Annotated in this window: 10 protein-coding genes and 1 pseudogene; 7 read left to right on the top strand and 4 right to left on the bottom strand. The window is 59.6% G+C overall.

All coding sequences use genetic code 11. The annotated features are described in order from the left end of the window. Positions 1 to 4: 4 nt before the first annotated feature. The 3 genes from FE840_RS20360 to FE840_RS20350 all read right to left on the bottom strand — a co-directional run bounded on the left by FE840_RS20360 (position 5) and on the right by FE840_RS20350 (position 3,955). Positions 5 to 2,716 (bottom strand): cation-transporting P-type ATPase, encoded by a 2,712-nt coding sequence (locus tag FE840_RS20360; protein ID WP_138287613.1) that lies wholly within the window; start codon positions 2,714 to 2,716, stop codon positions 5 to 7. 157 nt (positions 2,717 to 2,873) lie between these two features. After that, positions 2,874 to 3,506 (bottom strand): maleylacetoacetate isomerase, encoded by a 633-nt coding sequence (maiA, locus tag FE840_RS20355; RefSeq protein WP_138287614.1) that lies wholly within the window; start codon positions 3,504 to 3,506, stop codon positions 2,874 to 2,876. Beyond that, positions 3,503 to 3,955 carry a MarR family winged helix-turn-helix transcriptional regulator gene (locus tag FE840_RS20350; RefSeq protein ID WP_138287615.1) on the bottom strand — a complete coding sequence of 151 codons (453 nt, stop codon included), beginning with the start codon at positions 3,953 to 3,955 and terminating at the stop codon, positions 3,503 to 3,505. The genes maiA and FE840_RS20350 overlap by 4 nt, the downstream gene beginning before the upstream one ends. Before the next feature lie 152 nt (positions 3,956 to 4,107). Between FE840_RS20350 and hmgA the strand changes: the two genes are divergently transcribed. The 5 genes and pseudogenes from hmgA to FE840_RS20325 all read left to right on the top strand — a co-directional run bounded on the left by hmgA (position 4,108) and on the right by FE840_RS20325 (position 9,474). Beyond that, on the top strand, positions 4,108 to 5,472 hold the full coding sequence (hmgA, locus tag FE840_RS20345; protein ID WP_138287616.1) for a homogentisate 1,2-dioxygenase: 1,365 nt from the start codon (positions 4,108 to 4,110) through the stop codon (positions 5,470 to 5,472). Between the two features lie 14 nt (positions 5,473 to 5,486). Next, positions 5,487 to 6,722, top strand: coding sequence for a fumarylacetoacetase (fahA, locus tag FE840_RS20340; protein WP_138287617.1), 1,236 nt, complete (start codon positions 5,487 to 5,489; stop codon positions 6,720 to 6,722). A gap of 9 nt (positions 6,723 to 6,731) precedes the next feature. Then, the gene (locus FE840_RS20335; RefSeq protein WP_138287618.1) at positions 6,732 to 7,682 is read left to right on the top strand and encodes an MBL fold metallo-hydrolase; all 951 of its coding nucleotides are present in this window, start codon (positions 6,732 to 6,734) and stop codon (positions 7,680 to 7,682) included. A gap of 21 nt (positions 7,683 to 7,703) precedes the next feature. Then, positions 7,704 to 9,259 (top strand): annotated as a pseudogene (locus FE840_RS20330) (FAD-dependent oxidoreductase). After that, entirely contained in the window at positions 9,256 to 9,474 is a 219-nt protein-coding gene (locus FE840_RS20325) for a DUF2783 domain-containing protein (RefSeq protein WP_425502231.1), read from the top strand. Before FE840_RS20330 ends, FE840_RS20325 begins: the two are co-directional and overlap by 4 nt. 56 nt (positions 9,475 to 9,530) lie before the next feature. On the opposite strand, the gene FE840_RS20320 is transcribed toward FE840_RS20325, so the two are convergent. Further along, on the bottom strand, positions 9,531 to 10,004 hold the full coding sequence (locus tag FE840_RS20320) for an Lrp/AsnC family transcriptional regulator (RefSeq protein WP_138287621.1): 474 nt from the start codon (positions 10,002 to 10,004) through the stop codon (positions 9,531 to 9,533). Between the two features lie 196 nt (positions 10,005 to 10,200). Here FE840_RS20320 and FE840_RS20315 point away from each other — a divergent pair, with 196 nt between their 5' ends. Beyond that, complete coding sequence (locus tag FE840_RS20315; protein ID WP_138287622.1) at positions 10,201 to 11,403, top strand: acetyl-CoA C-acyltransferase; 1,203 nt, start codon at positions 10,201 to 10,203, stop codon at positions 11,401 to 11,403. Then, positions 11,400 to 12,527 (top strand): acyl-CoA dehydrogenase family protein, encoded by a 1,128-nt coding sequence (locus FE840_RS20310; RefSeq protein WP_138287623.1) that lies wholly within the window; start codon positions 11,400 to 11,402, stop codon positions 12,525 to 12,527. Before FE840_RS20315 ends, FE840_RS20310 begins: the two co-directional genes overlap by 4 nt. Positions 12,528 to 12,544 lie beyond the last annotated feature (17 nt).

The following is a 12,544-nucleotide window of genomic DNA, read 5'->3' as shown; positions in this document are numbered from 1 at the left end:
GGCGTCAGGCCTTGGCGCGCGTCTGGAAGGCGAGCCGCATCTGCTTTTCGGTCTCCACCAGGGCGAAGAATGTCATTCCCACAGCGACGATCAGCACGCCGTCGAGCAAGGGGACAGACTGTGTTCCAAAGACGGCCTGCATGAAGGGCAGATAGGTGATGGCGAATTGCGCCAGTGTCACGCTGATGACGCAGATCCAGATGACCTTGGTCCCGCGCACCGCCTCCCAGGTGAGCGACGTGCCGTACATGTTGCGAATGAAGAAGAGATTGAAGATTTCGAGGACCACGAGCGTGTTCATCGCCATGGTCTGGGCCAGTTGCACCGGATGTCCCTTGTCAAGGGCGTAGAAGTAGATCCCGAACACCGCGATCAGAAAGAGGGTTGAAATGAAGGCGATCCGCCAGACCAGTCCACTGGTCAGAAGCGGTTCGTCGCGGCGACGAGGCGGTCGGTGCATGGTTCCGGTTTCCGAAGGCTCAAAGGCAAGCGCAAGGCCGAGTGTGATCGCCGTCACAAGATTGACCCAGAGGATCTGGACGGCAGTGACGGGAAGCGCCAGTCCGGCCAAGAGGGCCACAACAATCGTCATGGCTTCGCCGGCATTGGTCGGAAGCGTCCAGCTGATCACCTTCTGGATATTGTCGTAGACGGTTCGGCCTTCACGCACGGCTGCGGCAATCGAGGCGAAATTGTCGTCGGCAAGGACGAGTTCGGCAGCCTCCTTGGCGGCTTCACTGCCTTTTTGACCCATGGCAATGCCGGCATCGGCGCGCTTGAGCGCCGGCGCATCATTGACCCCATCGCCCGTCATGGCAACGGTCAGTCCCCGCGATTGCAGGGCTGTCACGAGCCGCAGCTTGTGGGCGGGAGACGTTCTGGCGAAGACATCGGTCTCGACGGCGGCAATCGCAAGTGCCCCATCGTCCAGCATGTCGATGTCCAGTCCGGTCAAAACTTTCTCGGTATTCTTGAGGCCGATCATTGCGGCTATGGCCCTTGCTGTTGCGGCATGATCCCCTGTGATCATTTTTACTCTGATGCCCGCAGAGTGGCACTCGGCCACCGCTTCAATGGCTTCTTCGCGGGGTGGATCGATCAGGCCTACAAGACCGATCAAGCTCAGTCGTCCGTCCAGATCGGCATGGACGAGATCGTCTTTGTCTTCGGGCGCATGGCAAGCGGCCAGCGCCAGCACGCGCTGGCCATTGGCTGCCAGTTCTTCGACCTTGCCGGACCAGTAGTCATGTTCCAGCGGCACGTCTTTTCCATCAGTCAGCCGTTGCGTCGTGCAAAGCGCCAGGATTGCCTCTGGTGCTCCCTTAACGTCGATGCGCCGCTGGCCCGCTTGATCCTCATGCAGCACGGCCATGTAACGATGGGCGGCGTCAAAGGGGATGGCGTTGATGCGTGCCCACACACCTGAATGCGGGTCGGCACCGGCACCGGTGATTTTGCCCGCCAGTGCCTTGAGTGCTCCTTCCATCGGATCGCCCTCAACATGCCAGCCGTTTTCCGACTGGTGAAGGCCGGCATCATTGCAAAGGCCGGCGACAAGAGCGAAGTCACCCAGGATGCTATGCAGCTGCGGGCTCATCTCGCCAGTGGCATTGGCTACGCTGCCTTCCGGCTGATAGCCGCTTCCGCTGACGGCATACATGTGTTCTGCCGTGACGAGTTCGGCCACATTCATCTCGTTGCGCGTGAGTGTTCCGGTCTTGTCGGAGCAGATCACCGAGACGGATCCAAGGGTCTCGATTGCCGGCAGACGTCGGACGATGGCATTGCGTTTCGCCATGGCCTGAACGCCCACCGCAAGTGTGATCGTCAGAACCGCAGGCAGGCCTTCCGGGATTGCGGCGACCGAAAGCCCGACCACCATCATGAACAGTTCTTCGAATTCAAAACCGCTGACAAAGTAGCCGTAGACCAAGAGCAGGAAGGCGACCAGCAGAATGAACAGGGTCAGCCAGCGGGCAAAGATATCCATCTGGTGGACAAGCGGTGTCGTCAGCGTCTCGACAGATGCCAGCATGCCGCTGATCTTGCCGATTTCGGTGTTGGAACCGGTTTGCACCACAATACCGCGCCCGGCTCCTGCAGCAATCAGCGTGCCGCTGAACAGCATGGAACTGCGGTCGCCCAATGCAGCATCCGGCCGAACCAGTTCGGTCGACTTGTCGACGGGAACGGATTCGCCTGTGAGAACCGCTTCTTCGACCCTCACTCCCCGTGCTTCGACAAGCCTTACATCGGCGGGGACACGATCACCCGCTTCGAACAGAACAATGTCACCAGGGACCAGATCCGCAGCGTCGACGCTTCTGCGTGTGCCATCCCTCAGGACTGCCGAATGCGGAGCCAGCATGCCGCGGATCGCGTTCATGGCCTCCTCGGCGCGTCCTTCCTGCAGATAACCGATCACCGCATTGCCGATGACGACAGCGAGGATCACGCCCGTATCGATCCAGTGTTGCAGGAGAGCCGTGACGCCCGCCGAGGCAAGCAGCACATAAATCAGGATATTGTGGAACTGCAGCAGAAAGCGGACAAGCCCAGAGCGGCGGGGTGGTTCGGGCAGCCGATTTGGACCATGTTCCGCCCGCCTTTTCGTTACTTCGGCTAAAGAGAGGCCAGCCTGTGTGGTGTTCAAGGCGCTCAGCACTTCGCTGACTGCCTGAGCATGAAAATCCCGCCGCCTATCCAAATCTGACATTCTCAAACCTATGCCTCTTCTCAAAACCTGATGAAATGGGTGTCATGTCAAACGAGAATGTCAGCCCGTTCGTTCGAGGAATTGATCCAGGACAAAAAATCTGCGGCTTCCTGCGGATTTTCGATCACGACAATGTCAGGAAGCCGAAGGTCAAGGCTCAGCGCGGGGAATTGTCTGGATGTGCGGCGGCAAATGCGGGGATTGTGTTGAGATGCGCATCAATCTCCACCAGTTTCGGGAAGCCAGAGAGATCAACTTCCCAACGACGGGCATTGTAGATCTGCGGAACGAGGCAGAGATCTGCCAGAGACAGCCTGCCCGCATAAAGAAAGTCAGGGCCTTCGGCCATCGCTTCCACTGCAGCAAGCCCTGGAGCAATAAAGGCCTGCATCCAGTCCTTCATCGTCAATTGGCCATTTGATGCCGAAACGGCGTGCTTTGCCACTCGCAGATTGCAGACAGGATGGATTTCCATCGCGATGGCATCGGCAAGTGCCCGAACCCTTGCCCGCTCGGATGCCGTGGCGGGAAGAAGCTCGAGCCCGCGCGTCTCATCCAGATATTCGATGATGGCAAGCGACTGAGTGAGGCGCAGACCGTCGATCTCGAGAACCGGGACGAGACCCTGCGGATTGCGGTCAAGATGCTCGGGCGCTCTTTGATTGCCTTCCACGAGATCGATGGGCACGGTCTGCCAGGGAAGTCCGGCCAGACCGAGAGCGATGCGGACGCGGTAAGATGCCGAAGATCGCCAATAGTCAAAAAGCACAGTCTCGGTGCTGGCCGTCATGGTGTTTCTCCCAGCAGTCTGTCCAGGCCGCTTTCAAAGCCGGAATAGCTCGTCCCGAGGCGCTTCTCGATCTCTTGCTGGTAGCTTCGGGCAATGACCAGAAGCTCCGCCATCAGAGCTCGACCTTTGGGAGTAAGGCTCATGCTGATGAGCCTGCGGTCCTCTGCATTGACGGATTTTACGATCAGGCCGGCACTTTCGAGTTTTGAGGCCGCGCGGCTGACCTTGGATTTTTCCATCGCGACCCTGGCCTCAATCTCGCGCACGGAGACCTCGCCTGCATGGGCGAGATGCACGAGCACCCGCCATTGCGGGATCGAGATGCCGAAGCGGGATCGATATTGTCGCGCAAGCTCTTCGGATGTTTCCTGTGCCGCCACCGCCAGTCGATAGGGGGTGAACCGCATGAGGTCGAAGTCAGGCAGGGCAATCGCTTCGCTGTCCGGCATTGGAATTCCCCTGGTCTTCACGGGCTTGGCTGAACGGTCCGTTCGAGAATGCAGTTATTCGTTGCATATGCAACAAATAACTTGACTTCGTTGCACATGCAACGAAAATGGCATCCATCAAGAACTGACATGGTTGTCAGAGGAGGATATCCATGAGCATTCACGATCTGCCGCGCGGCATGGTTCGCGCCCCGCATGCCTCCGGCACGCAAGAAGGCTATATGCCCGGCTTCGGCAATGATTTTGAGACCGAGGCGCTGCCAGGGGCCCTGCCGCAAGGTCAGAACTCGCCGCAAAAGTGCAATTACGGACTTTATGCGGAGCAGCTTTCTGGAACCGCGTTCACCGCACCGCGCGGGCAGAACGAGCGCACCTGGTGCTACCGCATCCGCCCCTCGGTCAAGCATACCGGTCGCTTCTCGCCCATCGATGTGCCCTATTGGAAGACGGCGCCGAATGTACTGCCGAATGTGATCTCGCTTGGTCAGTATCGTTGGGATCCGGTCCCTCACAGCGAGGAGCAACTGACCTGGATCACCGGCATGCGGACGATCACCACCGCAGGCGACGTCAATACACAGGTCGGCATGGCCTCCCATATCTATCTCGTGACCCAGTCGATGCAGGATGAATATTTCTATTCTGCCGACAGCGAGCTTCTGGTCGTGCCCCAGGAAGGGCGTTTGCGCTTCTGCACAGAGCTTGGCGTGATCGATCTTGAGCCCAAGGAGATCGCCATTCTTCCGCGCGGCCTTGTTTACCGGGTCGAGGTTCTGGAAGGACCTTGTCGTGGTTTTGTCTGCGAGAACTATGGCCAGAAATTCGACCTGCCATCGCGCGGGCCGATCGGTGCCAACTGCCTTGCCAATCCGCGCGACTTCAAGTGCCCGGTCGCTGCTTTTGAAGATCGCGAAGTGCGCTCACGCGTTGTCATCAAATGGTGCGGGCAGTTCCACGAGACCTTCATCGGCCATAGCCCGCTCGATGTCGTTGCCTGGCATGGCAATTACTGCGCCTACAAATATGATCTTAGAACCTATTCGCCCGTCGGCGCGATCCTTTTCGATCATCCTGATCCATCGATCTTCACCGTGCTGACGGCACCTTCCGGTCAGGAGGGAACGGCCAATATTGACTTCGTCCTGTTCCGCGAGCGCTGGATGGTGGCGGAAAACACATTCCGTCCGCCCTGGTATCACAAGAACATCATGTCGGAGCTGATGGGCAATATCTACGGGATCTACGATGCCAAGCCCAAGGGTTTCATCCCCGGCGGCATGTCGCTGCACAATTGCATGCTGCCGCATGGTCCTGATCGCAATGCCTTCGAGCATGCCTCAAACGAGCCGATGAAGCCGGTCTTCCAGGCCGAAACCATGTCCTTCATGTTCGAAACGCGCTTTCCCCAGCATCTGACGGAGTTTGCCGCGAAAGAAGCGCCCCTGCAGGACGACTACATCGATTGCTGGGACAGTCTTGAGAAGAAGTTTGACGGCAAGCCCGGCACCAAGAATTGAGGACCAGATTTCAAATGACACTCAAAAGCTGGCTGTCGTCGGCCAATGGCGACAGCGACTTTCCCATTCAGAACCTGCCCTATGGGGTTTTTCGTGATGACAAGGGTGCCCGCATGGGTGTGGCCATCGGAGATCGCATTCTCGATGTGGGGCGCGTCGATCACGGGCTTGCTCCGGCGCTCTTTGCCCAACCGTCGTGGAACGCCGTCATGGCGGCGGGGCCGGCTATCTGGGCGGCGCTGAGGTCGCGGCTGACTGAACTTCTCTCCGACGAAGTGCATCGCGCAGCCGTTGAGCCGCATCTGGTGCCGATGGCAGGAACTACCTTGCTGATGCCGTTTACGGTGGCCGAATACACCGATTTCTACGCCGGCAAGAACCACGCGGTGAATGTCGGTACCATGTTTCGAGGCGCGGAAAATGCACTTCCCCCGAACTGGCTTTCCATCCCGATCGGCTATAATGGCCGCGCGTCCTCCGTGGTGGTCTCGGGTACGGACGTCGTTCGTCCCTGGGGTCAGTTGAAGGGTCCGAATGAGGAGCTGCCTCGCTTTGCCCCTTCCCGGCGTTTCGATCTTGAACTCGAGCTTGGCGCAATCGTCGGACAGCCATCTGAGGGCATGGTCTCGGTTGCTGACGCCGATCAGATGATCTTTGGCTATGTGCTGCTCAATGACTGGTCGGCCCGTGACATCCAGGCCTGGGAATACCAGCCCCTTGGACCGTTTCAGGCAAAGGCGACAGCCACGACCATTTCCCCCTGGATCGTGACGAGGGCGGCCCTCGAACCCTTCCGGGTTTCGACGCCGCAGAGGGAGCGACCGCTTCTGGCCTATCTGCGTGAGCCGGGACCGATGCTCTATGACATCGCGCTGGAAGTGGCTTTGGCGCCCGAGGGCAAACCGGAAAGCGTGATCGCACGCACCAATGCAGCGGAGCTCTACTATTCCGCTGCCCAGCAGCTTGCCCATCATACCACGAGCGGCTGCCGCATGCGGGTCGGCGACCTCCTGGGGTCGGGCACCATATCGGGTGTCGACAAGACAAGCCGTGGCTCGCTGCTGGAGCTTTCCTGGGGTGGTAAGGAACCACTGACGCTTGAGACGGGCGAAACGCGCTCCTTTCTTGAGGATGGCGATCTCCTGACGCTGAGAGGCGTGGCAATGGGTGACGGCTACCGTATCGGTTTTGGCGACTGCGCCGGTCGCGTTCTGCCGGCGATTGATCTGCCCGAATGGGCCAAGGACTAAGGAATTGAGATGAGCAAGGCATTTGCATCCCAGGGGGACATGGCTGAAAAGACCGTGAGCTTCACCAGGATCGGCGAGGGGCTTTATGCCTTCACCGCCGAGGGTGATCCCAATACCGGCGTCATCATCGGCGATGAAAGCGTCATGATCGTCGAAGCCCAGGCAACGCCACGGCTTGCCCGCAAGGTCATCGATTGCGTTCGCTCCGTCACCGACAAGCCGATCAGTCACGTCGTGCTGACCCATTATCACGCCGTGCGCGTCCTCGGCGCCTCAGCCTATGCTGCGCGTGAGATCATCATGTCGGACAAGGCCGCCGCCATGGTCGAGGAGCGCGGGCAGGAGGACTGGGACAGCGAATTCGGCCGCTTCCCGCGCCTCTTCCAGGGGCATGAGGAAATCCCGGGTCTCACCCGCCCGACCACGACCTTTTCGGAAAGCATGACTGTCTGGCTCGGCAAGCGTCGCGTGGACATCATGAAGCTTGGCCGCGCGCATACCGCTGGTGACTGCGTCATCTGGGTTCCTGATGAAGAAGTGATGTTCACCGGCGATATCGTTGAATATCACTCTGCCTGCTATTGCGGTGATGGACATTTTTCCGACTGGGAAGACACGCTTGCCAATATCGCAGCCTTCGAGCCCAAGGCCATTGCACCCGGTCGGGGCGACGCCCTGATCGGTGAGGACATGGTGGCCAAGGCTTTGGAGGCCACGGCGGATTTTGTTCGCTCGACTTACAAGCCCGTGGAAAGGGTCGTTGCGCGCGGCGGCTCGCTGAAGGAAGCCTGGGACGCCGTCCGCGCGGCCTGCGACCCCAAGTTTTCAAGCTATGCCATCTATGAGCACTGCCTGCCCTTCAACGTGGCGCGCGCCTATGACGAGGCCCGTGGCATCGACACGCCAAGGATATGGACCGCCGAGCGGGATCGGGACATGTGGGCTCAGCTGCAAGGCTGAGCGGGCCGCGGAGGAGATATCATGGCCTATGCCTATACCCCCTTTGACTATGTGGCGCCGCCCGGGCTCTGTGCCAGTGAGCCAAGCCATCCCGTCGTGATTGTTGGCGCGGGGCCAATTGGTCTGGCGGCGGCACTGGAGCTTGCCAATCATGGTGTTGCGTCCGTGGTGCTGGATGACAACAATGTTGTCTCTGTTGGCAGCCGTGCGATTTGCTGGGCCAAGCGCTCACTCGAAATCCTCGACCGTCTGGGTGTGGGCGATGCCTGTCTTGAAAAGGGTGTGACCTGGAAGGTCGGGCGCACCCATCATCGCGATCGCGAAGTCTTCAGCTTCGATCTTCTGCCCGAGACCGGTCACAAGATGCCGGCCTTCGTCAACCTGCAGCAATATTATGTCGAGGAATATCTGGTCGAGCGTTGCCAGCAGAGCGATCTGGTCGATCTGCGTTTCAAGAACCGTGTCACCGGCCTGGAACAGGATGAGGACAAAGCCCGGCTGACCATCGAGACGCCAGATGGCGTTTATTGTCTGGAGGCGGATTATGTGTTGGCCTGTGATGGTGCACGTTCTCCGATCCGCACGATGATGGGGCTGGAATTCGACGGCGAGTTGTTTGAAGAACGCTTTCTGATTGCCGATATCGAAATGGAAGCCGACTTTCCGTCGGAGCGCTGGTTCTGGTTCGAGCCCGAATTCCACAGTGGCCAGTCGGCCCTCCTGCACAAGCAGCCGGACAATATCTATCGTATCGATCTGCAGCTGGGTTGGGACAGCGATCCCGAGGAAGAGAAAAAGCCGGAGCGCATCATTCCGCGCATCGAAAAGGTTGTCGGGCACCGGAACTTCCGGCTCGACTGGACCTCGATCTATAGCTTTCAGTGCCGAAGGCTGCGTCGCTTCGTTCATGACCGCGTGATCTTTGTCGGCGACAGCGCCCATGTCGTATCGCCCTTCGGTGCTCGCGGCGGTAATGGCGGGTTGCAGGACGTCGATGCGCTTGGCTGGAGACTGGCGGCGTCATCAAGGGCGATGCACCGGCGAAACTGCTTGAGCGTTATGATGCCGAGCGCACCTTTGGTTCGGATGAAAACATCCGCAATTCCTCGCGCTCGACCCGTTTCATGTCGCCGGCTGCCGGTGCCGAACGCTGGTTCCGTGACGCGGTTCTGGATCTTGCATCAAGGGCTGAATTTGCACGTCCGATGGTCAATTCCGGTCGTCTTTCCATGCCTTGCATCTATCCGCTTCACGATGCACCGGATGTTGCGGCCATGCCGGCGCGCTCGCGGCCAGGAGCCGTTGCACCGGATGCACCTCTGGGCGAGGACTGGTTGCTCCCGCAGCTTGCGGGACGCATGACCCTGCTGGCTATTGGCGCGGAAGCGCCGAAGGTTGAAGGTGTCGCCGTGCTCGAGGTTGCGCCCGACGAGTTCATGGCATCGCGCTATCTCGGCGATTGTCCAGCGGGCGTCTATCTGGTCCGTCCGGACCAGATCATCGCCGCCCGTTGGGAGAGAGTTGATGGCAATGCGGTCAAGGCCGTCCATGATGCCATATGGGAGGGCCGATTGTGAGCCTTGTCACCAAACCCAATCTGGCTTCAGTCGATGATGCCTATGCGCTGCTGATTTCCCACCACAAGGGCTTGTCTGAAGAAGAAAGCATCGCATTCAACGCTCGGCTGATCCTGATCCTGATGAACCATATCGGTGACACCGCCGTGCTTGCCGAAGCGCTTTCGCTTACCGGTCAGCAGACAAAGCCTTCTCGTTCGGATGCTGTTGAATAACAGACGGCAGTCCTTTGATCCTCCCGGTCCAGGCATATTGCGCCGGGAGGGTGCCGTCAGGCGGTTCCATCGCCGGCAAACGCGGCCGACCGGCGAATGAAGGTCTTGATCGCGAAGTTGGACTGGATGCGGGCAACACCCGGCACCGTGGTCAGATAGTCCAGCAATTGCTGGTAATGGGATAGATCCCTGACCATGGCGTGGATCAGGTAATCCGAGCTGCCGGATGTCTGATAGCCGCCTATGACCTCCGGCATGGACGCCACGCTGTGCTCGAAGGTGGTCAGCGCATCCTTGATCTGCCGTTCAAGCGTGACGGTGATGAAGACGCCCATGGTCCCCAGCAAGCGATTCTCATCGAACACGGCCGTATAACCACGAATGATCCCTTCATCTTCCAGCTTGCGCACACGACGCAGCGTCGGCGTGAAGGAAAGCCCGATCCTTGACGCCAGATCGCGCCAGCTGATGCGGCCCTCGTCGCCAAGCACCCGCAAAATCTTCCGGTCATAACTGTCCAGCTGGTTCATGGTTCATTCAAGCTAACATTAACGATCAAATGAGATCATATGTATCACAAATTGGTTAAGAATCAATCATATTGCTTTTGCTGTCCTGTTTGAGTGGTGATACGATCTAAACAGGTCGGTGATCCCGACTGGCATGCCATCTGGAGGCGTTGGCATGTTTGATCCTTGAAGCCGTGAGGGGATCGTGGAGGAGGTAATGGCAGTGGAAGATCCCATCGTGATCGTCGGTGCTGCGCGAACGCCCATGGGCGGGTTCCAGGGCTCGCTTGCTGCCGTCACAGCGCCGGAACTGGGTGCTGTCGCCATGCGTGCTGCTTTGGAGCGTTCCGCACTTTCTGATGACGACCTCGACGAGGTCATCTATGGCTGCGTCCTTTCCGCTGGCCTCGGCCAGGCGCCCGCACGACAGGCGGCCATTGCTGCCGGCATCCCGCAGAAGGTCGGCGCGACGACCATCAACAAGATGTGCGGTTCCGGGATGAAAGCGATCATGCTCGCCCATGATCTGATTGCGGCTGGCAGCATTGATACGGCGCTTGCCGGTGGCATGGAGAGCATGAGCAATGCGCCTTACCTCATCGACAAGGCAAGAGCCGGGTTTCGCCTCGGTCACGGCCAGATCGCCGATCACATGTTCCTCGACGGCCTTGAGGACGCCTATGACAAGGGACGCCTGATGGGGACCTTTGCGGAGGACTGTGCAGAGGCCTATCAGTTTACCCGCGACATGCAGGACGAATTTGCCATCCGCTCGCTCAGGCGGGCGCAGGAGGCGATTGCAAATGACCGCTTCAAGGCCGAGATCGCCCCGGTGGACGTGAAGGGTCGCCAGTCGGTCGTTACGGTGGAGATCGATCAACAGCCCGGCAAGGCAAGGCTCGACAAGATCCCGACACTGAAGCCGGCCTTCCGCAGCACTGGCACGGTCACGGCTGCCAATTCCAGCTCGATCTCGGATGGCGCCGCAGCACTTGTCCTGATGCGCCAGTCCGAAGCATCCCGTCGCGGGCTCGCACCTCTGGCAAGGATTGTCGCGCATGCCGGTCATGCTGGCCCACCGTCGCGATTTCCGACCGCGCCCGTCGAAGCCTTGCGTATCCTTTCTGACAAGAGCGGTTGGGCGCTGTCCGATGTCGATCTCTTCGAGATCAACGAGGCTTTTGCCGTGGTCGCGATGGCTGCCATGCGCGATCTCGATCTGCCGCATGACAAGGTCAATATTCATGGGGGCGCCTGTGCCCTTGGTCATCCGATCGGGGCATCGGGCGCGCGCATTCTCGTGACCCTTCTGTCAGCGATGGAACATTATGACCTGTCGCGCGGTATGGCTGCAGTCTGCATTGGCGGCGGGGAGGCAACGGCGATCGCGGTCGAACGTATGCCGGGAGGTTTTGCATGATCCTCAATGAATCCCAGCAGCAGATCCGGGACATGGCCCGAAACTTTGCCATGGAGCGGCTGGCGCCCGGGGCTGCCGAACGGGATCGAACCAGTCGCTTTCCGCGCGAGGAGCTCTCCGAAATGGGTGAGCTCGGCTTCCTTGGCATGCTGGTGCCGGAGGCTTATGGCGGGTCTGAGACCGGTGCCGTCGCCTACGCCGTGGCGCTTGAGGAAATTGCTGCCGGTGACGGTGCCTGCTCGACGATCATGAGTGTCCATAGCTCGGTCGGCTGCGTTCCCATTTTGAATTTCGGCACCGAAGAGCAGAAGAACCGGTTCCTGCCGGGCCTTGCCAGCGGCGCCTTGATTGGCGGCTTTGCCCTGACCGAGCCCCATGCCGGTTCGGATGCGTCCAATCTCAAGACGCGGGCGCGGCGCGACGGCGATCATTATGTCATCAACGGTGCCAAGCAGTTCATTACCTCGGGCAAGAACGGCAATCTGGTCATCGTCTTTGCGGTGACGGATCCGGAGGCCGGCAAGAAGGGGATATCCGCCTTCATCGTACCGACGGATACGCCCGGCTATGACGTGGTGCGGGTTGAGGAAAAACTTGGCCTTCACTCCTCCGATACCTGTCAGCTCGCCTTCACGGACATGCGTATTCCCGCCGACTTGATGCTTGGGCAGGAGGGGCAGGGCTACAAGATCGCCCTGGCCAATCTGGAAGGGGGGCGCATCGGCATTGCCGCTCAGGCCGTTGGCATGGCACGTGCCGCATTTGAGGCCGCCAGGGACTATGCGCGCGAACGTACGGCCTTCGGACAGCCCATTGCCGATCATCAGGCCGTCGCCTTCCGGCTCGCCGACATGGCGACGCAAATTGCGGCGGCGCGCCAATTGGTCCTGCATGCGGCAGCCCTCAAGGAGGCGGGCGAGCCCTGCCTCAGCGAAGCCTCGATGGCCAAGCTCTTTGCATCGGAAATGGCCGAGCGTGTGTGCTCCGACGCCATCCAGATCCATGGCGGCTATGGCTACATGACTGACTATCCGGTGGAGCGCATCTATCGCGATGTCCGCATCTGCCAGATCTATGAAGGAACAAGTGACATCCAGCGATTGGTGATCGCCCGCAATCTTTAAGGTCCCCTGCCCACGTG

The sequence above is a fragment of the Peteryoungia desertarenae genome (genome assembly GCF_005860795.2).
Taxonomy (GTDB): domain Bacteria; phylum Pseudomonadota; class Alphaproteobacteria; order Rhizobiales; family Rhizobiaceae; genus Allorhizobium; species Allorhizobium desertarenae.
The sequence above is the reverse complement of the archived record's forward strand: the minus strand, read 5'-3'. Positions and strand labels throughout refer to the sequence as shown.

Excerpts from the sequence above, each read along its gene's own strand:
- FE840_RS20360 (WP_138287613.1), bottom strand. The coding sequence starts at position 2,716 with ATGTCAGATTTGGATAGGCGGCGGGATTTTCATGCTCAGGCAGTCAGC.
- maiA (WP_138287614.1), bottom strand. The coding sequence starts at position 3,506 with ATGACGGCCAGCACCGAGACTGTGCTTTTTGACTATTGGCGATCTTCG.
- FE840_RS20350 (WP_138287615.1), bottom strand. The coding sequence starts at position 3,955 with ATGCCGGACAGCGAAGCGATTGCCCTGCCTGACTTCGACCTCATGCGG.
- hmgA (WP_138287616.1), top strand. The coding sequence starts at position 4,108 with ATGAGCATTCACGATCTGCCGCGCGGCATGGTTCGCGCCCCGCATGCC.
- fahA (WP_138287617.1), top strand. The coding sequence starts at position 5,487 with ATGACACTCAAAAGCTGGCTGTCGTCGGCCAATGGCGACAGCGACTTT.
- FE840_RS20335 (WP_138287618.1), top strand. The coding sequence starts at position 6,732 with ATGAGCAAGGCATTTGCATCCCAGGGGGACATGGCTGAAAAGACCGTG.
- FE840_RS20320 (WP_138287621.1), bottom strand. The coding sequence starts at position 10,004 with ATGAACCAGCTGGACAGTTATGACCGGAAGATTTTGCGGGTGCTTGGC.
- FE840_RS20315 (WP_138287622.1), top strand. The coding sequence starts at position 10,201 with ATGGCAGTGGAAGATCCCATCGTGATCGTCGGTGCTGCGCGAACGCCC.
- FE840_RS20310 (WP_138287623.1), top strand. The coding sequence starts at position 11,400 with ATGATCCTCAATGAATCCCAGCAGCAGATCCGGGACATGGCCCGAAAC.